A 23,184-nucleotide genomic window follows, 5' to 3' on the forward strand; every position below is an offset into this window, starting at 1 on the left:
GGCAGGCCGCCTACCTGTCGTCCTCGATCTGCACCTTGATCCTGCCCGCGCTGACGGCGGCCTTGAGCGCGGCATGATCGCGTTCCGTCTGGTCGGCATAGGCCACCGCGAAGTCGCCCATCGCCTCGTCGAAGGCATCGCTCGAGCCAAGATATCCGGTAATGAGCCAAGGATGGCTTGCCCTGCCATGCGCGCGGGCCAGCGCCCAACCGCAGACCTTGGCGTAGAGCACCAGCATGTGGCGGTCGAAGGTCTCGACCAGCGGCTTGATCTTGGCGTCGCGCAGCTGGCGGACATAGAGGTCGTTGCCGCGCAGGCCGTTCGTCCAGCCGAGGAAGATGTCGGACGACGACTGGATCAGGCGCTGCCCCTGGACCACGCGCTGACCGGCATGACCATAGGCGCTCCTGCCGGCATAGGGCTCGAGAACGGAGGCCACGGCCTCCTTGAACTGCAGGAACAGGGGCTGGTTGGACGACGACATGAAAAGGCCGATCGAGCAATAGCGCCCGACGCTGCCGATCCCCACGACCTTCATCGCCACATCGACGAGGCGATAGCGGTCGAGAAGGGCTTTACGATCGTCGGGCAGGCTTTCCCGGTAGGTCGCCAGCGCCTTGTCGACCATCTCCCTGAAGCCGTCCGCCCGCGAGGCCTCGGTGTGGAAGATGAGCGGAGGCTGGTCCTTGATCTGTACCTGCCCGCCGACCATTTCGGCCAGCTTGGGGAAATCGAGCTCGGAGGCCCTCTCCTCCTTGGCTTTTTTCATCCGGCGCAGCACGCGCTTCCTGATATCCGGATCGTCGATGAGGGCGAAGAATTGCTCCGTGCCGATCCGGCTGTACCAGGCTTCCAGCGGGCTCATTTCCGCCACTTCCCGCAGGCGCTCGCGATAGCTTCGGGCAACGGCCACCGCCGCACCGCGCTCGGCCGATCGCGAGAGGCCGTTGGAACGGGCCGCGAGAACGAACGACGCCACCAGCCGCTTCACGTCCCACTCCCAGGGCGCCGGCAGGGTCTCGTCGAAGTCGTTGATGTCGAAGTTGATACTTCTCTCGGGCGTCGCAAACCCGCCGAAGTTGAGCAGGTGGCAATCGCCGCAGGCCTGCACGTGGACGTTCGTCGTCGGCAGGACGGCAAGGTCGGCTGCCATGACCGCCGCCGACCCGCGATAGTACGTGAACGGCGACTGGAGCATCCGGCCGTAGCGGATCGGCAGCAGCTCGACCTGCCGGCCGGCATCCGAGGCCTGAAGAATGACGAGTGGGTCGGCGCGGTCCTTGTGGCGCTTCCACAGGCCCTGGCTTGCTCTCGGAACCGTATCGCGCAGTCGCTTGCCGGCCGCCATCAACTCGCCGGCTGGCACGGAATGAGCCGGGCGCCGGAGTTCGGGCACGCCGGCGCTGGCATGAAGCTTTGCCACGTTGCTCATCGACGCATCTCCGACCGTGGCCCGCGAAGGAGAATCCCTTCGTGACGATCAGGTTACGCCGGCACACCTGCGTTGCCTTGATGCAGGTCAATGGCCCCCGTCCCCACCAACCGCGGGAGCACGGCCGGGCGGCGAGGAGACTCTGCATCTTCCCCTGGCCATTCCCGTTGGCGAAACCGCCGGGCAATTCATGCGCCGCGAGACTTGTCAGCACGCGCGAGGGCTGCTCCCTTTCGAGCTAAGGGAGAACACCAGCATGAAAAGCGACGCGACCTATGACTACATCGTCGTCGGTGCCGGGTCCGCGGGCGCGGTGGTCGCGAGCCGGCTGAGCGAGGGGGGCCAGCATCGCGTGCTGCTGCTCGAGGCCGGCACCGAGGGCTCGAACTTCTTCTGGTCGAAGGTACCGGTCGGCGTCGCCAAGATGATCGACGATCCCGCCGTCAACTGGTGCTACTCGTCGGAGCCCGACGAAGGCTCGGGCGGACGCCGCATCGCCGTACCGCGCGGCCGCATGCTGGGCGGCTCCAGCTCGATCAACGGCATGGTCTATATCCGCGGGCAGGCGCAGGACTACGACCACTGGGCGCAGCTCGGCAATCGCGGCTGGAGCTTCCAGGACGTGCTGCCGATCTTCAAGCGCATGGAGCGCTTCGAGGGCGGCTCCGACGAGTTCCGCGGCCGCGACGGCATCCTTCCCGTCACCCACACGCCGCGCAACAAGGTCCCCCTGCTGGAGAAGATGATCGAGGCGGCCGAGAAGATGGGGCTGCCGTACAATCCCGACCAGAACGGCGCCACGCAGGAAGGCATCGGCATGTCCCAGGTGACCATCACCAGGGGCCGCCGCCAGAGCACCGCCTTCTGCTATCTCGATCCCGCGCGCGGCCGCGCCAATCTGCAGATCGACCAGGGCGCGATCGCCGAGTCCCTGATCCTCGAAGGCAGGCGCTGCGTCGGCGTCCGCTATTCGGTGAACGGCGAGAAGCGCGAGGCCCGGGCCGCGCGCGAGGTCATCGTCTCCGGCGGCTCGATCAATTCGCCGAAGCTGCTCGAACTCTCCGGCATCGGCCAAAGCGAGCGGCTGCGCGCGCTCGGCATCGCACCGGTGCACGAGCTGCCGGGAGTCGGCGAGAACCTGCGCGACCACTATTCGCCGCGCATGAAGTTCGAGATCACCGGCAAGAATCTCACCTTCAACGACAATGCGCGCGGCTGGCGGCTGGCACGGGAGGCCGTGAAGTACGCGCTGTTCCGCGAGGGCTTCCTCGCCTCGACCTCGGTGCCGATCCGACTCTATTTCCGCACGCGCGTCGGTCTCGACTCACCCGACGCCACCATCTCGATCGCGCCCTTCCTGTACGAGATGGTCGGCAAGGAGCGCCGCGTCTCGGCCCAGAAGGGCATCACCATGAACGTGAACGTGCTGCGCTCGGAGAGCACCGGCTCGGTCCACATCAAGTCGGCCGATCCCCACGAGCCGCCGGCCATCCGCTTCAACTTCCTGTCCACCGAGCACGATCGCATCGGTATCGTGAACGTGCTGCGCAAGGGCCGCGAGCTGATGGCGACGTCGCCGCTGAAGGAAGTCACCGGCAGGGAGATCGCCCCCGGCGCCCATCTCCAGAGTGACGCCGAGCTGCTCGAATGGGTGCGCAACAACGCCGAGACGACGTATCACCCGGTCGGCACCTGCAAGATGGGCAACGACCCGCGCGCCGTCGTCGATCCCGAACTCCGGGTCCACGGCCTCGCCGGCCTGCGCGTCGCCGATGCGTCGATCATGCCGACGCTCACCAGCGGCAACACCAACGCCCCCACCATCATGATCGGCGAGAAGTGCGCGGCGATGATCCTCGCGACAGCGGCGACGGCTCGCGCGGCCTGAGAGCCTCACTCCGCGCGGATGTCGGCCGCCTTGATGACCTTGCCCCAGCGCGCCACCTCGGCCTTCAGGTAGTCCTGGAATTGCGGCGGCGTGTTCAGGACCATGTCGCTGCCCGAGGCGATCAGGCGTTCGCGCACCGCGCCCTGGCCCAGCACCTCCTTCACGTCGGCATAGATCTTCTGCACCAGCTCCGGCGCCATGCCGGCGGGGCCGTAGAGGCCGTTCCAGGTCGCGGTGACGATGTCGCCCGCGCCGGATTCGACGATGGTGGGAACGTCGGGCGCGAGCGGCGAGCGGGTCTGGCCGGTCGTCACCAGCGCCTTCAGCTTGCCGGCCTGGACGTAGGGCATGCCCGACGGAATGTTGGCGAACAGCACGCCCACCTGGTTGCCCATGACGTCGGCCAGTGCCGGTTGCTCGCCGCGATAGGGCACGTGCACGGCCTTGAGGCCGAGCTGCATGTTGAGCAGTTCGGAGGTCATGTGCGGCGAGGAGCCGATGCCGCCCGAGGCGAAGGTGACCTTGCCCGGGTTGGCGCGCACGTAAGCGAGGAACTCGGCGAAGGTCGATGCGGGAAACGACGGGTGCGCGACCAGCAGCATCGGCGTCGCGGTGAGAATGGTGATCGGCGTCAGGTCCTTGAGCGGATCGTAGGGCGACTTGGCGAAGATCTGCGGCGCCACGGCGATCGAGGTCTGCGGCGAGACGAGCAGCGTGTAGCCGTCGGGCGCCGACCTCACCACCTGCTCCGCGGCCATCATGCCGCTCGCGCCGGTACGGCTCTCGACCATCACGGTCTGGCCCCAGCGTTCCTTGAGGGCGTCGGCCAGGACGCGCGCCACGAAGTCGGTGCCGCCGCCGGCGGCGAAGCCGACCACGATCTTCACCGGCTTGTTTGGGAAAGCCTGCGCGGCGGCCGGGGCGGCGCCCGCGGCGGTGGCGACAAGCGAGCCCATCAGCGTGCGGCGCGTGATCCTCATGACGTTTCCTCCTGTTTTGGTTCTTTCGGTTGGCGGGAGTGTCCGCATTGCGCATTCCAGGGTCAACGCAGTCTTGCCGTCGTCGCCCGCGAGGCGGACAGTCGGCCTTCGACGAGACTGATTTGATTCCGGTGACGACATGCTGACGGACCGCTACGGCCTGCCCCTCTCCACGACCAGCGCCGTCGCGCGCGATGCCTATGTCGAAGGCGTCGACCTCCTGCTGACGGTCTATCCCGGCGCCACCGCCGCCTTCGATCGCGCCCTCGCCGCCGATCCCGACTTCGCGCTCGCCCATGTCGGCAAGGCCCGCGCCGCGCAGGTCGCGACGAACCTCGACGCCATGCGCGCCTCGCTCGCGACGGCGCTGTCGCACGTCGAGAGCGTGTCGGCGCGCGAGCGCAGCCACATCGGCGTCTTCCGTCACCTGTTCTCCGGCCAGCCGGTCGAAGCGCTGGCGGCGCTGCGCGTCCATGTGAAGACATGGCCGCGCGACGTGCTGATCCTCAGCCTCGCCGCCAACCAGGGCGGGTTGATCGGCATGTGCGGCCTGCCCGGCCGCGAACAGGACCTGGTCGATTTCCTCGGCGGCTTCGCGCCGCACTACGGCGAGGAGTGGTGGTTCGAGGCGCACTACGCCATGGCCTTGTCGGAGATCGGCCGGCATGCGGAGGCCCGCCCGCTCATCGAGCGCTCGCTTGGCCGGTTCAAGCGCAACGCCTACGGCGCGCATGCCTTTGCCCATCTCTGCTACGAGACCGGCGAGCGCGATGCGGGCATCGCGTTCCTGCGCGACTGGCTGCCGCTCTACGATCGCGGCGGCAGCCTGTTCGGGCACCTCAACTGGCATCTCGGCCTGTTCGAACTGCACGCGGGCAATCTGGAAGGCGGGCTTCGCCTCTACAACGAGGCCTTCTGCGCCGACGATCATCGCGGCGCCGTGCACCAGAAGCTCTCGGATTCCGCGGCGTTCCTGTGGCGCGCCGAACTGGCGGGCCATCCGCGAGAGTCCGCACGCTGGGCCAGGCTCAAGGACTATGCGCGCGAAAAACTTCCGCGCCCGGGCATGTCTCTCGCCGACTGGCATGTCGGCCTGACCTATGCCGCCACGGGCGACGAGGCTGCGCTCGAGAGCTGGGTCCGTGCCATCGAAGCACTCGCGGATGCCGGCCGCTATCCGTCGGGCGGGCTCATCCCGGCGGTCACGCGCGCCTTCGCGGCCCACCAGCGCGGCGACCACGAGACGGCGATCGAGCTGATCGAGGCCATGCTGCCCGAGCGCGAACGGATCGGCGGCAGCCGGGCGCAGGGCGATCTGGTGGAAGCGACGCTGCTCAAATCGTATCTCGCCACCGGACGCGTGGCCGAAGCACGGCGCCTGGTCGAACGCCGGCGAACAGGACCGGCGGGTCTGCCGGTCGCCGGGCCCGATTCAGCTCCCGCCTGATCGGCCCCGCCACGCTTTGACAGATGGCGAACATTTCGCCGCCTCGTGCGGCCAAGCTATGCGCCCGGCGCGATTGTCCATAAGTTTACTGTAGGTATGCTGGCGGCCTGTCCCAGGAGAGATTTCCATGTGCAACGCTTGTCTGTCGCGACGCGGTCTGTTCTCGGGAATGGGAGCGCTCGCCGTCACAGCCGCCGCCGGTACCGCGTTGCCGCGCGCGGCGATGGCCCAACCATCGCGCTCCGCCGAGACGCCTGACGCGGCGCTGTCGCTCCTGATGGAAGGCAATGCGCGCTATGTTTCCGGAAAGTTGGCCGAGCGCGACTTCTCCGCCGGTCGGGCGGCGCGTGCCCTTGGGCAGGCTCCCTTCGCCGCGATTCTCGGCTGTGCCGATTCGCGGGTGGCGCCGGAACTCGTGTTCGACCAGACGGCAGGCGAACTCTTCATCGTCCGGGTCGCCGGCAACTTCGTGACGCCGGATGGGCTGGGCAGCCTCGAGTATGGCGCTGCGGTGCTCGGCACGAAGGTGATCATGGTGCTCGGTCATACGAGCTGCGGCGCCGTGAACGCCACCGTCGAGGCGCTGCAGAAGGGCAATACCCTGCCCGGCCACATCGCCGACCTCGTGCGCGCCATGAAGCCCGGCATCGAGCCGGTCCTCAAGACGCCGGGCGACGATCTCCGCCAGCGCGCCGTGGTCGCCAACATCCAGTCCAACGTCCGCCGCCTGCAGACCGAAAAGCCGATTCTCGGCGACATGGTCGCGGCGGGCAAACTCAAGGTCGTGGGCGCCTATTACGATCTCCCGACCGGCAAGGTCATCATGGTCTAGCGGACAGATGCGCCGCGACTATTCCGAGTTTGTTTGCTCCGGGCGATGGCCTATCATTCCCCGATCGGGTTTGAACGACTGTCATCGGGGAGATTTCGATGGATCTGGCCGCGCTTTCCCGCGCGATGCCATCTGGAAGAGCGTTCGGTCGCACCCGTAGTATCGGGGGTGCGCCATGAACCTCGGTCCTCGCCTCCGTCAACCCGTCTACCTCGCGGCCGGCCTCGTTCTGGTCGTCTGTTTCCTCATGCTCTTCTTCAGTTCGCTGCGCGAACTGGGATTGCGTCGCGACGCGCTGAAGGCCGCCGAGGTCGATGTCGCCAACCTTGCCCAGTCGCTGGTCCAGCACGCCGAGGACTCCTTCGAGATGGCCGACAGCCTGGTCATCGGCCTGGTCCATCGGCTGGAAGCGGAAGGAACGGGTCCCGTGGCCCTCGCGCGGGTGCAGAGCGACATCAACTTCCGCAAGGGAGCGATGGGCCGCGTCCGCGGGCTCTTCGTCTACGACGACAAGGGACGCTGGCTGGCGACATCCGAGACCGTCGACCTGAACGCTTTCAACAACAGCGATCGCGACTATTTCAGGTACCACAGGGACTCGACTGATCCGGGCCTGCTGATCGGAAATCCCGTGAAGAGCCGGTCGGGCGGGCAATGGATCATCCCCGCATCGCGGCGCTTCAACAATCCGGACGGTTCGTTTGCGGGCGTCGTGCTGGCCACCATCGACGCCAGCTACTTCGCGGACTTCTACAAGCGCTTCGATCTCGGCTCCACGGGCGTCATCACGATGCTGCAGAAGAACGGCATCGTGCTTGCGCGAAGCGTCGACAACGAGACGTCGGTCGGCCGGGACCTTGCCAACTCGGCCCTCATCAAGGACATGCATGGCCGGCCATCGGCCAGCGTCTATTACTTCCAGTCGACGTTCGACGACTCATGGCGCCTCGCCTTCTACAAATTGAGCGACCGGTTCCCGATCATCGTCGTAGCCACCGAGTCCAAGGAAGAAGTCCTCGCCTCGTGGCGCGAGGAAGCGATCTTCCGCATGGCATTGGTGTTCATCCTGATCCTGCTGATCGGAAGCACCGGCTACTATCTCGTGCGCCAGTTGCTGGAACGACAGCGGATCGCGGCGGTGATGGCGGCCAAGGAGGCGGACTTCCGGCTGCTGGCCGAAGAGTCGAGCGACATGGTGATGCGCATCGGCCTGGACGAGCGCATCCTCTACGCCTCCCCCGCCTGTCTCCGCGTCCTGGGCTGGAGCCCCGAGCAGATCACCGGGACGCCCGCGCTGGCCGGTGTGAACCCCGAGGACCTGCCGCACGTGCAGGAGACGGTCCGCGATCTCAAGCTGGGGGAAATCGAGGAAACCAAGCTCATCTACCGGACCCGCCATCACGACGGCGGCGAGATCTGGCTGGAGACCGCCCTGCGCGCGACCCGCGACAATGTCACCGGCCGGATCAGCGGCGTCGTGGCGATTTCGCGCGACATGACCGAGCACAAGGATCTCGAGGCCAGGCTGTCCACTCTCGCCAGCCAGGACGGTCTGACGGGCATCGCCAACCGGCGTAACTTCGACGAGCGGCTGCAGACCGAATGGCGGCGCGCCGCGGGCGACGAGACGCCGCTGTCGCTGCTCATGGTGGACGTCGACAACTTCAAGAAGTTCAACGACCAGTACGGCCACCAGGCCGGCGACGCCTGCCTCAAGGCCGTCGCCCAGGCGATCGCGGCCGAGGCGCGTCGCCCGGGCGATCTGGCGGCGCGCTACGGCGGCGAGGAATTCGTGTTGCTGCTGCCCAATACAGACGAGATCGGCTGCGCCAGCGTGGCGGCCCGCATGAGCGAGTCCCTGGCGGCGCTCAACATTCCGCACGCCCTCAATCCGCCGAGCAAGCGGGTGACGATCAGCGCCGGCGGCGCCACGGGCTGGCCGGGCGCGGAGTCCGCGAACAACCATCCGTCGCTGATCGCCGCAGCCGACCGCGCCCTCTACGCGGCCAAGCATGCCGGCCGCGATCGCTTCGTCATGTCGGGCCAGGTGGTCGCCTGGCGGGGCGCCGAAAGCGCCTAGAAAAGAGCGCGCGGGCGAGAAAAGCGGCCCAACGGGAGGACGTTCGGACTAAACTGGTTTTGCACCGCAGCGAACAGCCAGGCAAATCCGGTCGATGTCGATCGACGTCCTAACGATCTATCTGCTGAACTTCGTGATCGCCTTCGCGATGGCCGGGCTGTGCTTCTTCTCCTGGTACCACAACCGCGACATCCTCGGGCTGCGCGGCTGGGCCACCAGCCTGGTCCTGGGAGCGATGGGCACCCTGGAACTGAGCCTGCGCACCAACAGCTCGCCGCTCTACATGGTCATCATGGCCAACTCGCTGATCGTCGCCGGCTACTCCACCGTCTGGATGAGCGTCCGGCGCTTCAACAGCGGGGAGCGCGGGATCCGGCTCGCCGTCATCCCGACCGCCCTCTTCGTCGTCCTGTTCTCGGCCATCCTCCTCGATGGCATCGACGTGAACAAGCGCGTGGCCCTTTGCTCCCTCGCAATCGCCATCCTGTCCAGCCTCGCCGCCTGGGAGGTGATGCGGGCCAGGATCACGGAGCCGCTGAGCAGCCGCCTGCCGACGGCGCTCGCGCTGCTGCTGATGGCCTTCTCCATGGTCGTGCGCCTCGTCTTCTCACTGCTGAGCGATGCGCCCGAGGGCGAGACCACGCCCTTCTACGACCCGACGCAGGGCATCACGCTGTTCATCAACACGATCTGCGTCGTATCGATGACGCTGGGCTTCCTGCTGATGGCCAACGAACGGCTGAGGCATCACTACGAGAAGCTGGCCTCCACCGACCAGCTGACGCACCTGCCGAACCGTCGCTTCTTCCTCGAAGAAGCCGAACGCCTCGCCAGCCGGGGCGCACTCGGCATGTCGCGGGCCTGCGTGCTGATGATCGATCTCGACCACTTCACCAACGTGAACCGGACTTTCGGACATGCCGGCGGCGACCAGGCGCTCGTCGCCTTCGCGCGCCTCGCACGCGAGCAGCTGCGGCCCGACGACCTGATCGCGCGCTATGGCGGCGAGGAATTCTGCGTCCTGCTGCGGGACGTCGACGAGCCGGAAGCGCTACGGGTCGCGGAGCGTCTGCGCGCGGCCATCGCGGACCTGTCGGTCGACATCGACGGCCGCCCCCTGCGCATCACCACCAGCATCGGCGTGGCGACGTTGCGGAAGGACCTGCAGGATGCGATGCGCCGCGCTGACGTCGCGCTCTATCGCGCCAAGGACCGCGGCCGCAACCGGGTGGAAAGCGCGGAGGAGCCACCGGCCGCCGCCGCCTGACGCCCCGTCAGGCGCGTCGTCTTGCGGGCGGCCGGTATCGCCCGGCCTTGGCCATGCGGGAGATCCAACCGGTCACGCGCTCGCCGGGCATCGGCCGGGCGATCAGGAAACCCTGGCCGAATTCGCAGCCGAGCGCCTCGAGGGCGTCCCACTGTTCCTGGGTCTCGATTCCTTCGCCGGTCAGGCTGACCTTTTCGCGCGCCGCCAGCGCCACCAGCATCGAGACGATGTCGCGGCCCTCCTGGTCGCCCGGGAGGCGGGCCACCAGCCCGCGGTCCATCTTGAGATCGCTGAACGGATAGTATTGGAGCCGGCCGAGATCGGAGTAGCCGACGCCGTAGTCGTCCATCGAGATCCGGACGCCGGCCTCGCGAAGTCTTCCGAGCAGGGCGCGCGCGACCGCGGGGTCGGGCGCCCGCTCCGTCTCCGTGAGTTCGAGGATGAGCGTGCACGGCTCGACCTGATGCTCGCGCAGCAGGAACAGGATCTCGTCCGCCGTCTCGACGGAACCGAGAAACCGCGCGGATATGTTCACCGCGATCGACAGGGGAAGCCCGTCCCTGTTCCAGGCCGCCTGTTGCCCGGCGGTGCGCCTCAGCACGTCCCACGTGAGTTGGAGGATGGCGCCGGAGCGCTCCGCAAGACCAATGAACCCCTCCGGGCCGATCAGGCCGTATTCGGGATGCCGCCAGCGCACCAGCGCTTCGGCGCGCGAGAACACGCGATCATGCATCGACACGATCGGCTGGTAGTGAATCTCGAGCTCCTCGCCGGGAATGCGCGCAAGGTCGCGCGCGGCGAGATCGGCATTGGTGTTGTCCTTCTCGCGCGCCTCCAGCGCGGCCAGCCGCGCCGAAAGGGCGGAGAAGGACAGAGGCTTGGCGAGAGCGCCGACGACGTCGAGGCCGGCGCGAATGGCGTTCTGCCTGATGTCGTTGAGCGCGCCCGGGTCGGTGTTTCCCACCAGGACCGTTCGCGGCCGCCAGCCGGTGCCGAGCGTCCGGATGATTTCGAGGCATTGCGCGAGTCCCAGCTCCACGTCGAGGAACAGCCAGTCGAAATGGCGGCCGGGGAGAAAACCGGGCAAGTCCTTTGCCGCGCGGATGGCACGCACCGAGAAATTGAGCTTGATGGCCCATTCGACCAGCTCGGCCCGCAGTTCATCGTCGCCGCTCGCGACGAGCGAGCGGAACCGGCGGGGCGCCGAAGGAGCCTGGTCAGGGTTGGACAAACGATATCCTCGAAGCCACGGGCCTCACCCGGGCCGGACATGACTGGTGCAAATCTCCCTCGGATGCAACCCGTCACGCGCGCTTCGCACGCGGGGCTTCCTGGCCTGCCAAATTCGCAAGCAGCTTGAGACTGGCGGAATAGTAGTCGTCGTCGTCGCCGACGGTCGCAACCGGCGCGGGCCCCTTGTTGCCATCGGCCACGTATTGCGTAACCGATGAGACCGCGACGTAGCCGCCGCTCGATGGATAGGGAGCCACTGCGCCCGTATCGAGGTCGATCCACGCCGGCGGGCGACCGCCGAAACGGGGCGTGCGCCACGCCGTCAGGAAGCGGCCGAGGCGCGAGGCCTGGTTGTGCCACGCGAGATAGAGCGGGATGCGGATCGCATCGAAACCGAAATAGGGTTTCCAGTCGTCGGCGACCCGGAAGGCCTGGTTTCCGAACAGGAGCCAGTCGGGCGGCAGCCGGTAGTCGCCGAAAGCCGCATTGTCGACCAGCCACAGCCCGTCGGATTCGAGACGCCGCCAGCGGGCCTGGTCGCCGGGCTGTTGAGCGAAGTCATGCAGGGCCGGCCAGACGTAATACGACAGATTGACCACGTGGCGGTTGCCGCGGGCGAAGCCCTGCGCCCCGGGCAGCAGGATGAGCCTTCCCTGCGATTCGATCGCCAGCCGGTCGAGCACGGCGGACTGGATCCGCTTGGCCGGCGCCAGCCACTGCGGCTCGTTCCATTTCGCGGCAGCGCGGATGAGCGCCCAGGCGATCAGGATGTCGCCGTCGGCGGCGTTGTTCTTGTCGGGAACGGGATCGCTGGTGTTGGGCGACCAGCGCCACGAGAAGAGACCGTCGCCGCGCTGCAGGGACTTCGATGTCCAGTCCCAGATCTTCGCGAAGGTTTCCTTGTCGTCGTAGCTCTGCGCGAACAGCAGCCCCCATCCCTGGCTCTCGGAGTGGCTGACGTTGTTGTTGCCGCTGTCGATCACGCGGCGGTCGTCGACGATGAAGCGACGCTTGTAGGTCTGCCAGTTCTGGTCCGCCCGCGCGACGCCGGGCAGGAGCGAAAGCGCGGCCAGGCCAATACCCGCCGCCAGCAGACGCCGGCGCGAACCGTCGGGCGACCGCCGAGGGTCCATGACTAGGCGCCGGACCGTTCGTAGCGAAAGATCAGCGCCGGATACGGGCCGCTGCCGCGTTCGACGAGGCGCATCGACAGGCCGGAGCGCGCCGCCTGCTGGGCCAGCCAGCCCTCCAGCAGCGCTTCGAGGATGGCGGCGAACGCCGTCTGCGCCTCGACGCCCTCGAAGCAGGGATAGCCGACGACCACGAACTCCAGCGCCTTCTCGGCTTCGTAGAGGTCGACCTGCCCCCAGTCGAGAACCTGCAGGCCGGCGTTCATGGCCGCCTTCAGGTCGGTCAGCGAATTGCAGACCGGCACCGGCTGCTCGCGGGCGATCGTCGCCCCGACGGCGGCCAGGATTCGGAGCGCCTGCTCGTCGCCCGCAACCTGCGACAGCGACGTCCCCAGCGCCTCCATGAAGATCCGCGAGTGCGGCGGGCTGGAGCGGCGCGCGGCGGCGGCGAGCGTCATCGCGTCGAATGAATTGCTTGCGGGGCGAACTGCCATCGGAAAACCGGTGTCGGGCGAGCTAATTGAACGAGGTTCTCAGGAATAGCAGAATTGTGCCCTGATCGTACTGGTATGCGTTGTCGAAATTGGCCTTGGCACCGATCGCCGTCCGGTCCGTGGCGGCGTATTCGAAGCCCAGCCGCAGGCCGAAGGCGATGCCGGTGTTGCTTTGCGAGGGGAAGATCGGCGCGATCGCGATGGCACCGCTCGAGGCCAGTATGTTCGCGGCGTTCTGCAGATAGTAGTTGTTCGGGAAGAAGAGTGCCGAACTCTGCTGGATGCTCTGCACGCCGAGCGTCGCGCCCGCACTGTAGGTGAAGCGCCCGGACGTTTCCGTCCAATCGACCGGGAAGGTCAGGCTGTAGAAGCTCTGCGGGCTGAAATAGCCGCCCTGGCCGAACGTGAAGTAGCTGAGGTTCTGGTTGTAGCTGAGATAGGTGGCCGAGATGCCGATCTTCAGTTCCTGGCTCTCGTCCTTGATGGGGCGGAAGTACGCGCCCGAGGTGAACTCGTAGGACTGGTTTGTCGGGATGTTGTTGCCCGTGTAGTAGCCGTAGGCGAACTTGGTGTAGATGCCCAGCGTCTGGTCGTCGTAGCTCACGATCGCTTCGCCGCCGTTGCGGATCACGCCGCCCCAGGTGGTGCCGGTGATGGGATCGGTGACGCCGGCATAGGAGAGGACGGAGTCCGTCACCGACCGGCGCGATCCCTCGAGCTTGATGTTCATCCGGTCGCCCAGCGGCTGGTTCCAGGCGAGGCCACCCACGATGTTGGTGATCGGGAAGCCGAGCGGCGTGCTGCCGACATCGGCCGTGAGCCGGCCCCAGTCGAGGCCCATACCGAAGGCGATGCCGGTGGCCCGCGCGTTGTTGGGCTGAACGACGCCGTTCAGTCCCGCGATCGCATTCGCGCCGTAGCGCGACAGCGTCGACGGATCGGCGGAGATCGTGCCGGCATCGAGCGTCACCGGCATGATCGACGGAACGAGGGCGGCGTTGCCCACGGGAATGCGGGCCTTGACCGGCACGTTGAGTTCGTTGACGCGGCCGAGGCCCGATTCGCCGGAGCGGCCGCGGAAGCCCAGTCCGCCATCGACGATGATCGCCGTCTGCTTCTTGAGCGAGTTGAGTTCGCGATCGATCTCGCGGCTGAGTGGGTCGGTGTCGCCCATCGAGCCGGACGGTACGCCGGGCGTGCCGGGCAACGGAGGCGGCGTCATCGCGGTCACCGACGTGGCAGCACTGCTCTCGCCGCCCGGCCGGCGCAGCGGCACGAGCGGATTCCCCTGCGCGATCTGCACCGGCTCGGCACGCACCGGCCCGGCCTGCGCCGTCAGCACCGCCGGCGTCGCCAGCGAGGGACGGTCGAGCGACATGACGTCGGAGCGGCCCGGCGCACCGTCGGTGGCGGTGGGCGAAGGCTTGCCCCCGGCGACGCGGCGCTCGAACTCGGCCATCAGCTTGGAGTCCTCTCCCTGCGGGACCGGCCGCAGCGCGACGACCTCCGGCGAGCCTGCGCCTGCGGACGCGCGCTGCACGGTGCGCTCGGGCAAGGTCGCATCCGCGGCGAGGACTGCGGCTGGGGCGGCGTTGCGCGGCGGCGCCGCTTCGGCGCGCTGGACGGGCGGAGGGGTCGATGCCGGACCGGGAATCGGAACGACTTCGCTCTGGCCGAGGCCGCGATTGAGCTGCTGGGCGGTTTCGAGGGCGCGCTTGGCGCCCATCGTGTCGCCGCGGGCGCGCAACAGGCGCGCCTGGACCATGTAGAGACGCGGGTTCTGCGGCTGCAGGCGCAGCGCCTCGGCCAGCCAGACGTCGGCCCGCTCGTAGCGCTTGAGATCGATGGCGATGTTCACCGCCTGCTGCAGCGTGTCGGGATCGGCCGGCGACGACACCATGATGCCGTCGAGCACCTGGATAGCCTGCTCGCTGAAGCCCGAATCCTTGTAGACCCGCGCCAGCGCAAGCCGCGCGCCGACGCTGGGCGACGGGCCGGACACGTAGGGCAGCAGCACGTCGTAGGCGGCCGTGAGATTCTTCTGCTGGCGCAGGCGGTCCGACTGCTGGATCGCGAGCGACTCCTGGAGATTCGCGACATCGCGGCCGCCGGTGTTCCGGGAGATGCGCGCGAGCAGCGCATTGGCCTCGCCATCCTGGCCGGCTTCCGACGCGGCGTAGAACATCGTGCGCAGCGTGTCGGCGTTGAGGTCGTTGCGAGTCTGCAGCCGGCGCACGACCGCCATCGCCTGCGCCTTGTCGCCGACCTTGGCCAGCGCCAGCGCGGCATTGGCCTGCTGCGCGGGCGTGGCGTTGGCGGCGTTGGCGCGCGCCGCCAGGGTGGCGCGCGCGCCGGCATCGCCCGCCTTGGCCGCGGCGATCAGCTGGTCGGTATCGCCGGCATTGCGCAGGTCGTTGCGCAGCGTGTTCATGCGCGCCGACCGCTGGTTGGCCGGGATGCGGTCGAGCAGCGCCACGGCCTCGCCGGTGCGCTGCTGCTCGGAATAGTAGACGGCGGCCGCGTAGAGACTCTCGGGCCGGCCACTGGCGACCAGCTCGTCGATCAGCGCCTGGGCCTCGGCCACGCGGCCGCGACGGGTCAGGAACTTCGCGAGGTCGTAGCGGGTCCACGGGCTGGAAGGGTCGAGGCGCATGGCCTCGCGGTAGAGCTGCTCGGCGCGCTCGGGCTGCGAGCGTTCGAGCCCGGCGGCCTGAGTGCGCAGGCGTTGCGCCGCCTCCTGGCTGCCGTCGGACTGGATGCGGTTGCGCACCGACGGATCGAGATTGGCGAGCAGCGGCTCGGTGCGCGTGTCGCGGCCCTGCGCGGTCATGACCTGGTAGAGGCCGGCCTGCGCTTCCTTGTTGCCCGGATCGCGGTTCAGGGCCTCGCGATAGTAGCTCTCGGCTTCGCGCGCCTTGCCCTGGCGGCGCAGCAGGTCGCCCATCAGGCCCTGCGCCATGCCGCGCTCCTTGGCGGTGCCGGTATGGTCCGCCAGCGGCCGCAGGATCTTTTCCGCCTGCGCGAGGTCGCCCCGGTCACGCATCGAGACGGCGTCGCGATAGGACAGCCAGAAGTTCGCCGACTCGAGCGCCGGCGCCCATTCGGCGGCGCGGCTGGGCGCCATCCTGATGGCCTTGTCGAGCTGGTCGCGGGCATCGGCGAACCTCTCCTGCCGGAGCCGCACGATGCCGATGCCGGCGACGGCTTCGGCGTTGGTCGGATCGGACTGCAGCACCGCCTCGAAGCGCGCGGCAGCCTGGTCGTTCAGCCCCTGGTCGGCGAGGCGATAGGCTTCGTTGATCGCCGCGCCGATCGGATCCTGCCGCACCGGCCGCTGCGAATCGATCAGCCGGTCGCGCACCATCGTGTCGCCGGGGAAGCGCTTGAGATAGGACTCGAAGAACGGCTTGTCCTGCGGGCCGACGGTCAGCCAGAGCATGGCCTGGCGCATCGCCTCGAACGAGGCCTGGCCTACCGCGGGATCGCTCGCGAGTTCGGCCAGCAGCACGATCCCCTCGCGCCTTGTCTGCTCGTTGTAGGTCAGCACGCGGGCGTAGGCGAACTTGGTGCGGGAGGTCGCATAGCTGCGCTCGGCCAGCGCCTTGAGCCGGATGCGCGCTTCCTCCCAGCCGGTGCCCGTGCCGGCCAGCGTCTCGTAGTATTCCACGGCGAGGTCGAAGGGCGGCGGACCGCCGCGGAACGCCCGCTGATAGGCCGCGATCGCCCGGTCGTAGGCGCCGGCCGCGGCCAGACGGCGCGCCTCCGCCAGGGCCACTTCGTCGGTCTGCCCCACCGCCATCGCCCGCTCCAGTTCGGCGGCGCGCGCGTCGTTGGGATCGATCTGGCGCAGGCGCTGGATGGTGGCACGCACCTGCTCGAAACGCTGGCTCTGCAGTTCGATCGAACCGAGCTGGAACAGCGCCTCGGTATTGTCGGGCTGGCTCTCCAGGATCTTGCGCAGCGATTGGGCGGCGAGGTCGGGGCGGTTCCGTTCCCGCCACATCGTGGCCTGTTCAAACAGCAGGCCGTAGACCGACGAAGACGGATCGGCCGACGGAGATGCCGGGGGCGCCGCGAGGGCCGGGCCGGACGCCGACAGGGCCACGACCGCGCTGGCGAGAACGCTCTTCAGGGCGCCCCTTCGCTCGGATCGGTCAGACCGCGTCATAAGCCCCCGGATTCAAACGGTTTTCGTCGGTGGATTGGGTAGTCCCCGGACGAGGATTCGGTTCGCCCGGTGCGCGGAGAGGCGCTCGATCGTCACTGCAAAAATCAATATAACACAAATCACGCAAATGAATGCAGCAAGCTCAAAAGATCCCGCAAGCCATTGAATTCGCCACCAGATCGGCAGTCCACCGACGAACTTCCTGATCCCGGACGTGTAGAATTCGCCCTTACCCCCTGTCAGATAATAGAAATCTCCCTGGATCTTGGCGACCTGTTCGGGGTCTCCGAGCTGATTGCTCAACTCGACGAGGTTGGCCGGCTGCGTGCTGCCGACCATGACGACCAGCTGGTCGGCATTGAGCGGCGACCAGAAGCTCGAGAGATAGGCGTAGGGTTTTCCGAGGTTGGCCTTGGCCAGTTCCGGCGCGGCGCCGCGATAGTAGGGCGCGCGCGGATCCGTCGGCTGGAGCTGGCGCTGCAGGAAGGTGAGGCCCGGCCCCGGCGTGACGCTGGTGCCGGTGATCTGCAGCGAGTTGTTGCCGCCCCACTCCCTGAGCAACGGCTGCGACGACTGCAGCCCGATGACGATCAGGTCCCGGTCGGCCACCTGGTCGACCCCGGCCGCGTCGGCGACCTTGAAGCGGGTCGGCGCCACCCCGGTGGCGTCGGCCATCATGCCCAGCAGGTTGAGCATCGCCTGGACTTCCTCGGGCGCGGAGGTCTCGGGCATCACGAACGCCGTCGTCGCCAGATCGGCATAGCGGGTGAAGGGGAAGCCTGCGTTGGCGAACAGCGCCAGGTTCGGGAAGGCCGCGAAGTGGGCGACGCGGCTGAGGTCGATGGTCGAGTTCGGGTCGATGCCGGTACGATCGCTCCAGTCCAGCATCTCGCAGTCGGCGTCCGCCTTGGCGCGCAATTCGAACATGAAATCGAGATGGTTCTGGCTGGCCAGCTGGAAGCCGGGAAGCAGCACCTGGCTCACGCGATCCTCGGCCTTGCCCGGGAACAGCCACTCCTTCAGCCGCGACAGCACCTTGAGCTTCGGCTCCAGAGGAATCTCGCCGACAACCTTCCGGTTCAGGTCGACGAAGACGCGTGAATTGCCGGCATCGATCCAGCTGTCGTCGGCGCGCCGGATGTGCAGGTACATCGTGCCGCCCGACAGGGCGCCGAAGAACAGGTCGGGCGCGGTGCGGAAGGAGATCTGCGGGGAATCGATCAGCCGGCGGCCGTTGAGGGCGCCGCCGTGCGCCAGCTCGCCCAGCCGCACCGGGCGGTTGCTGGGAATCCACTTCGGCGCGTCATAGGCCGGTCGCGGCGGCGGCAGGGGCTCCGCAGCGGGCGACCAGCCGCCCGTCAGCCGCGCCGTCGCCGTGGCAAGCGTCCCGGCCGCGGCCTGGAGTTCCTCGGCATTCTCGCCGACGATCAGCAGCAGCTTGCTGTCGACCTGCGAGGGATTGGCGATCACGGCCACCCGCGGGCCCTCGCCCGGGATGGCGGCGATGCCTGCCGGATACTGGCCGCCTTCGACCAGCACGACGGCATTGCCGGCGGGCAGGCCGGTGTATTGCACGGGAAAAGTGGCGCCCTTGGCCCCGGCGATCAGGCCGAAGTAGCCGGCCACCATGCCCGCCGCCTGGATGACGCCCGGCTCGGGCTTGGCCGGCAGGACGAAAGGCAGGCTGAGCGGCAACGGATCCTTGGGATCGGCGAAGGGACGCGGCAGGAACGACAAGTCATCGGCCAGCGGCAGCCGCGTGGTGCTGAGGAAAATGAACGTCGCGGGCTCGATGTTCACCCAGATGGCCTTGTCGCGATCGACCTTGCAGGCGGTCGCCCCCTGCCCCTTCAGCGTGAAGCGGAACTGCAGGCGGTTGTCGGTCGTCAGCAGCGCCGGCGTGAAGGTGAATTCGGCGCGTGCCTTGGGTCCTCTCGCCTTGCCGAGCGGCACCGTGCCGATCGGCTCGTTGTTGAGGAACACCGCGAGCTCGCCATCGTCCCGGGCGACGGCGTTGGAATAGCTGAAGACCAGGCTGATGCGCGCGGCGACGAAAGCGTCGTCCTGCCGGGTCGTGAAGGCGACACCCCCTTCGGCGGCGGCGCCTTCGAGGTGGAGAGCGGTCCCGCGGATGTCACGCAGCCGGATCAGCTGGCTGCGGCCCTCGCCGGTGCCGGTGAACATCGGATAGCCCGCCGTCGGCAGCGGCGCGGGAATGGGCAGGATGTCGGGCCGGCCCGAACCGACCGGCGGGACGGGCGTCGCCGTGACGGGCGGGGCCGCGGGCGCCACGCCGACGGGCGGGACGGTGGCGGCGGGCGGCGCCGCGACCGGGGCTGGCGCGGGCGCAGCCGGCGCCGCCTGCGGGCGCTGGGCGCCGGCCGGAACCGGACTGACCGGCGCCGGCGCGGACGGGACGGTGCCGACCGCCGGCGGAATCGTCGGCAGCACGATCGGGGTGGCGACATCGGCCGGCGGCATCGGCGTGGTCGTCGGCAGGGGCGTCGAAGGGGCCGGTCCCAGCGGTCGCTGGCCCTGCGAATCCGTCGGGGGGATGACGGCCACGCCTGAGGGAATCGAGGGGAAGGTCGAGGGCAGTTCGAACTTCGGCGTCACCGGAGCGGTCGGCGGCGTCTGCGTCTGCTGCACCTGTGGGGAGTTGGCCTGCGGCGGGAAATAGGTCGACGGCGCTCCCGTACCAAGCGGCGGATCGGCGGCCCTTTGCGCCGCGGCCGGAGCCACGAGCGCGAACACCAGGGCCATCGCAGCGCGACGGACCGTTGCTGGCTTCACGCCGGCCTCGACGGCGCCGCCAGCGGTTGCTGCACGCCTTCCCGCGGCCGGCGCATGTTGCGGAACGCCATCCCGGCGAGCCCCCGGATGGCGCCCGAGAGGTCGACCAGCGACTTGCCCACCGTGTCGGGCGGGCGGTCGTCCCAGTTGAGCCAGGCATCGGCGCGTCCGAACACGGCGCTGACGATCGTGCGCTCGTCATCCAGCGACTGCGGCATGAACTCGAGACGGACCTCCCGCCCCTTCACCGCGACGACGCGCGCCGCCACGCCGGAATCGCCCTCGATCTGCTCGAAGTTGACGTACACTTCCTCGTTCACCGTCACGTCGTCCGCCAGGTCGTCCATGCGCAGCAGGCCGCCCCCCAGGGACAGGTCCTCGGTCCGGCCGAGCAACGACCGCCGGCCGTCGAAGTAGAGCGCGACCGGCTGCCTGATGCGCACGCGCGGCTGCGCCCGCACCTGTCGTCGCTCGCGGCCGACGGCCAGCGCGGCGAAGACGGTGAAAGCGCTGTAGAAGCACCAGAACAGGTTCATCCAGAGCACCGGCGCATCGCCCGGGAACAGCTCGGTGAACAGCAGGCGGTAGATCCCGACGCCGATCGCACCCAGCAGCACGACCGCGAGGATCATCAGCGGCCGCATGATCGGCGTGTCGTAGAGTTCCTTCTCCAGCACGCCGCCCTTGCTGGTGACGTTGAAGCTGCCGGCCTTGGGATTGATCAGCGCCAGCAGCGTCGGTCCCATGATATGGAACAGCAGCACGTTGTCGTAGATCTCGCCCCAGAAAGAGTAGCGGTACTTTCCGTCGAGCCGCGACTGCGTACAGAGCGTGTGGAACATGTGCGGTCCGGCATAGGCCATGACCATGAGGGCGCTGGCGACGATGATGTTCTGCGAGGTCAGAAGATAGGCCACCGGCGCCGTGAGGAAGACGAAACGTGGTACCGGGAACAGGAAGTACATCATCGCATTGAGGTAGCAGATGCGCTGGCCGAAGCTCAGGCCTCGCCCCAGCAGCGGATTGTCGGTGCGGAAGATCTGGATCATCCCGCGCGCCCAGCGCATGCGCTGGCCGATGTGGATCGACAGCCGCTCGGTCGCCAGGCCGGACGCCAGCGGCCAGCGGAGATAGGCCGTGTTCCAGCCCTTGCGATGCATGCGCAGGGAGGTATGGGCATCCTCGGTCACCGTCTCGACGGCGATGCCACCGACCTCGTCGAGCGCGTCGCGGCTCAGCACCGCGCACGAGCCGCAGAAGAAGGTGGCGTTCCAGAAGTCGTTGCCCGGCTGGATCAGTCCGTAGAACAGCTGGCCCTCGTTGGGCACGCGGCCGAAGGTGCCGAGATTGCGCTCGAACGGATCGGGCGAATAGAAATGGTGCGGCGTCTGCAGCATGCCGAGCTTGCGGTCGCGCAGGAACCAGCCGACCGTCATCTGCAGGAAGGCGCGCGTCGGGATGTGGTCGCAGTCGAAGATGGCGATCAGCTTGCCCTTGGTGACCGTCAGCGCGTGGTTGATGTTGCCGGCCTTGGCGTGCTCGTTGCTCGGCCGGATCAGATAGCCGCAGCCGGCCGCCTCGGCGAAGCGCTTGAACTCGGGCCGGCGGCCGTCGTCGAGGATGTAGACCTTGAACTTGTCGGCCGGGTAATCCATCGCCATCGCCGCCAGCACGGTCGGCTTCACCACGTCGAGGCTCTCGTTGTAGGTCGGGATGTAGACGTCGACCGTGGGCCATTCCTTGACGTCGGCCGGCAGCGGCGCGGGCTGCCGCTCCAGCGGCCACAGGACCTGGAAATAGCCGATCATCAGCACGATCCAGGCATAGACCTCGGCGGCATAGAGCCCGTAGCCGAACATCATGTCGAACGGATCGATGAAGCCCAGCGTCTCGGTCGTCCGCCACCACAGGTACCGGGTCGATACGATCGCCGACAGCGAGACGATGACGAGGGTCGCGGTGCGGCTCTTGAAGCGGTTGACCAGCAGGAAGATGGCGGCCGTGAAGACGGCGAAGATCGCCTGCGTCTGGAGATCGAACGGCGTGATGATGACGAAGGCGGCCGGCACGAGGGCTGCGACCGAAACCAGCAGGTAGAAGAGCCTCGTCACCATCGAGACGGGCCGCGTTCCGGTCGGCAGCGCATCGCTGGGAGAGGTCATGTCGGCCCTGGATCCCCGCTGGTCGCGAGCAGCCCCTGGATCGCGGCGGCCACGCCGCGCACGTCGGCCGCCGCCTTGCTCACGGGCGCCCGGTCGACCAGCAGCTGCTGGTGGGCAACGGCGTCGCCGAAGCTGTCGTCGTAGTTCACGATGCCGATCATCGAAGGACCGAGCCGGCGCCGCAGCAGCGTGATCACCTCGCGCGTCAGCTTGCGGCGCATGTCCACGAGATTGAAGACGTAGCGCACCTCGCGCCGCCCGTCCGTCGGCTTGGTTCCGAGGAAGCTCTGCGTCTCCACCGCCGAGAGCAGCGACACGGAGGTGGCGTCGGCCTGCAGGATGACGACGTCGAGGGTCGAGATGGCGCGCGTCTGTTCGAGGAAGACAGACGGGCCGGGCGGCGTGTCGATGACGACGACGAAGCCGCGCTCGATGAAGGGCGCCAGCGTGTGGGCGAGCCAGTCGCCGTTGCGGGCGAGATGGTCGGACACAGCGTGGAGTTCCGCCGCGTTCACCTGTCCGAACGGCAGGACCAGCAGGTTGGTCCCGGCGTTCAGGACGCTCTCCCGGATGGAACGCCCGTGGACCAGGCAGGGCGCCCAGCCGCGGTCGTCGGCAAGCTGGACGCCGGCATGCAGGCGCATCGAGTTCTGGACGTCGAGATCGACCACCAGCACCCGCAGCCCCGAGCGCGCCAGTACGCCCGCCACATTGATGCTGAGAGAGGTCTTGCCTACACCGCCCTTGGGCGAACAGAAGCAGACGACCGACATCACCGTGCCAGTCGGTCGAAGAGCCCGTTGAGACTGTCGTTCGACGCCGGCCTGGGCGCCTGATCGACCGGCGCGGTGATGACGCGGCGAATGTCGCCGAGCGATCTCACGGGACCGGCGGGGGCCGCGGCCGTCATCCGGATGGCCGCCGGGGATTGCGTCCGGGGCGCAGGGTCCCGCCAGCCGCCGCGATCGGCGGCCAGCGGCGCCGGCCGGGCCGGCGTGCCGAAAACGTCGGCCAGGAGATCGTGACCGGGTGCCTGGGAGATGCCCAACGGCACTTCCTCCCGCTCCGAGCCGGACGCGTCCTTGCCGAAGATGGCATCGATCAGGGGTGCTGACATTTGGTCCGCCGCGCTTTCGAATTCCCGATAGGGCGTGCCGGTGCGGCCTGTCGCATCCAGGAGATGGTTGACGTCGTCGTTGTTCTTGATCGTCATGTCCGTATCTCAACCCTGTGATTCCGATACACTATCCTTCGCGATTCGTCATCTCTGTAGCCACA

Annotated in this window: 15 protein-coding genes; 5 read left to right on the top strand and 10 right to left on the bottom strand. The window is 68.0% G+C overall.

Annotated elements, in window-relative coordinates:
• Window positions 1–10: 10 nt before the first annotated feature.
• Window positions 11–1,432 carry a DUF2252 domain-containing protein gene (locus LJ725_RS12845; RefSeq protein WP_230551063.1) on the bottom strand — a complete coding sequence of 474 codons (1,422 nt, stop codon included), beginning with the start codon at window positions 1,430–1,432 and terminating at the stop codon, window positions 11–13.
• Window positions 1,433–1,688: 256 nt separating this feature from the next.
• On the opposite strand from LJ725_RS12845, the gene LJ725_RS12850 reads away from it, so the two are divergent.
• A complete protein-coding gene (locus tag LJ725_RS12850; protein ID WP_230551064.1) occupies window positions 1,689–3,320 on the top strand; it encodes a GMC family oxidoreductase in 1,632 nt (543 codons plus the stop codon).
• Window positions 3,321–3,325: 5 nt separating this feature from the next.
• On the opposite strand, the gene LJ725_RS12855 is transcribed toward LJ725_RS12850, so the two are convergent.
• Window positions 3,326–4,300, bottom strand: a complete 975-nt coding sequence (locus tag LJ725_RS12855; protein WP_230551065.1) for a Bug family tripartite tricarboxylate transporter substrate binding protein — start codon at window positions 4,298–4,300, stop codon at window positions 3,326–3,328.
• Window positions 4,301–4,439: 139 nt separating this feature from the next.
• Between LJ725_RS12855 and LJ725_RS12860 the strand changes: the two genes are divergently transcribed.
• The 4 genes from LJ725_RS12860 to LJ725_RS12875 all read left to right on the top strand — a co-directional run bounded on the left by LJ725_RS12860 (window position 4,440) and on the right by LJ725_RS12875 (window position 9,926).
• A complete protein-coding gene (locus LJ725_RS12860; protein WP_230551066.1) occupies window positions 4,440–5,747 on the top strand; it encodes a tetratricopeptide repeat protein in 1,308 nt (435 codons plus the stop codon).
• 127 nt (window positions 5,748–5,874) lie between these two features.
• Window positions 5,875–6,579: a carbonic anhydrase gene (locus tag LJ725_RS12865; RefSeq protein ID WP_230551067.1), complete on the top strand. Its 705-nt coding sequence runs from the start codon at window positions 5,875–5,877 to the stop codon at window positions 6,577–6,579.
• Window positions 6,580–6,754: 175 nt separating this feature from the next.
• Window positions 6,755–8,659, top strand: coding sequence for a diguanylate cyclase domain-containing protein (locus LJ725_RS12870; RefSeq protein ID WP_230551068.1), 1,905 nt, complete (start codon window positions 6,755–6,757; stop codon window positions 8,657–8,659).
• Between the two features lie 94 nt (window positions 8,660–8,753).
• Entirely contained in the window at window positions 8,754–9,926 is a 1,173-nt protein-coding gene (locus LJ725_RS12875; protein WP_230551069.1) for a GGDEF domain-containing protein, read from the top strand.
• 7 nt (window positions 9,927–9,933) lie between these two features.
• Here LJ725_RS12875 and LJ725_RS12880 read toward each other — a convergent pair whose 3' ends face one another.
• From LJ725_RS12880 to LJ725_RS12915, 8 genes are all read right to left on the bottom strand, one after another.
• Window positions 9,934–11,157, bottom strand: a complete 1,224-nt coding sequence (locus LJ725_RS12880) for an EAL domain-containing protein (RefSeq protein ID WP_230551070.1) — start codon at window positions 11,155–11,157, stop codon at window positions 9,934–9,936.
• A gap of 73 nt (window positions 11,158–11,230) precedes the next feature.
• On the bottom strand, window positions 11,231–12,292 hold the full coding sequence (locus LJ725_RS12885) for a glycosyl hydrolase family 8 (protein ID WP_230551071.1): 1,062 nt from the start codon (window positions 12,290–12,292) through the stop codon (window positions 11,231–11,233).
• A gap of 2 nt (window positions 12,293–12,294) precedes the next feature.
• Window positions 12,295–12,783: a cellulose biosynthesis protein BcsD gene (gene bcsD / locus LJ725_RS12890; RefSeq protein ID WP_230551072.1), complete on the bottom strand. Its 489-nt coding sequence runs from the start codon at window positions 12,781–12,783 to the stop codon at window positions 12,295–12,297.
• Between the two features lie 22 nt (window positions 12,784–12,805).
• Window positions 12,806–16,951, bottom strand: a complete 4,146-nt coding sequence (locus tag LJ725_RS12895; protein ID WP_230551073.1) for a cellulose biosynthesis protein BcsC — start codon at window positions 16,949–16,951, stop codon at window positions 12,806–12,808.
• Window positions 16,952–16,963: 12 nt separating this feature from the next.
• Window positions 16,964–19,744, bottom strand: a complete 2,781-nt coding sequence (locus LJ725_RS12900; protein WP_230551074.1) for a cellulose biosynthesis cyclic di-GMP-binding regulatory protein BcsB — start codon at window positions 19,742–19,744, stop codon at window positions 16,964–16,966.
• Window positions 19,741–21,906 carry a UDP-forming cellulose synthase catalytic subunit gene (gene bcsA, locus LJ725_RS12905; RefSeq protein ID WP_230551075.1) on the bottom strand — a complete coding sequence of 722 codons (2,166 nt, stop codon included), beginning with the start codon at window positions 21,904–21,906 and terminating at the stop codon, window positions 19,741–19,743. The genes LJ725_RS12900 and bcsA overlap by 4 nt, the downstream gene beginning before the upstream one ends.
• Complete coding sequence (locus tag LJ725_RS12910; RefSeq protein ID WP_230551076.1) at window positions 21,903–22,679, bottom strand: cellulose synthase operon protein YhjQ/BcsQ; 777 nt, start codon at window positions 22,677–22,679, stop codon at window positions 21,903–21,905. Before LJ725_RS12910 ends, bcsA begins: the two co-directional genes overlap by 4 nt.
• Complete coding sequence (locus tag LJ725_RS12915; RefSeq protein ID WP_230551077.1) at window positions 22,679–23,119, bottom strand: hypothetical protein; 441 nt, start codon at window positions 23,117–23,119, stop codon at window positions 22,679–22,681. Before LJ725_RS12915 ends, LJ725_RS12910 begins: the two co-directional genes overlap by 1 nt.
• Window positions 23,120–23,184 lie beyond the last annotated feature (65 nt).

It is taken from the genome of Reyranella aquatilis (assembly GCF_020880995.1).
Classification (GTDB): Bacteria; Pseudomonadota; Alphaproteobacteria; order Reyranellales; family Reyranellaceae; genus Reyranella; species Reyranella aquatilis.

Coding starts and splice junctions, on each gene's coding strand:
- LJ725_RS12865 (WP_230551067.1), top strand. CDS start 5,875: ATGTGCAACGCTTGTCTGTCGCGACGCGGTCTGTTCTCGGGAATGGGA.
- LJ725_RS12850 (WP_230551064.1), top strand. CDS start 1,689: ATGAAAAGCGACGCGACCTATGACTACATCGTCGTCGGTGCCGGGTCC.
- bcsD (WP_230551072.1), bottom strand. CDS start 12,783: ATGGCAGTTCGCCCCGCAAGCAATTCATTCGACGCGATGACGCTCGCC.
- LJ725_RS12910 (WP_230551076.1), bottom strand. CDS start 22,679: ATGTCGGTCGTCTGCTTCTGTTCGCCCAAGGGCGGTGTAGGCAAGACC.
- LJ725_RS12870 (WP_230551068.1), top strand. CDS start 6,755: ATGAACCTCGGTCCTCGCCTCCGTCAACCCGTCTACCTCGCGGCCGGC.
- LJ725_RS12915 (WP_230551077.1), bottom strand. CDS start 23,119: ATGACGATCAAGAACAACGACGACGTCAACCATCTCCTGGATGCGACA.
- LJ725_RS12860 (WP_230551066.1), top strand. CDS start 4,440: ATGCTGACGGACCGCTACGGCCTGCCCCTCTCCACGACCAGCGCCGTC.
- bcsA (WP_230551075.1), bottom strand. CDS start 21,906: ATGACCTCTCCCAGCGATGCGCTGCCGACCGGAACGCGGCCCGTCTCG.
- LJ725_RS12845 (WP_230551063.1), bottom strand. CDS start 1,432: ATGAGCAACGTGGCAAAGCTTCATGCCAGCGCCGGCGTGCCCGAACTC.
- LJ725_RS12855 (WP_230551065.1), bottom strand. CDS start 4,300: ATGAGGATCACGCGCCGCACGCTGATGGGCTCGCTTGTCGCCACCGCC.
- LJ725_RS12895 (WP_230551073.1), bottom strand. CDS start 16,951: ATGACGCGGTCTGACCGATCCGAGCGAAGGGGCGCCCTGAAGAGCGTT.
- LJ725_RS12885 (WP_230551071.1), bottom strand. CDS start 12,292: ATGGACCCTCGGCGGTCGCCCGACGGTTCGCGCCGGCGTCTGCTGGCG.
- LJ725_RS12875 (WP_230551069.1), top strand. CDS start 8,754: ATGTCGATCGACGTCCTAACGATCTATCTGCTGAACTTCGTGATCGCC.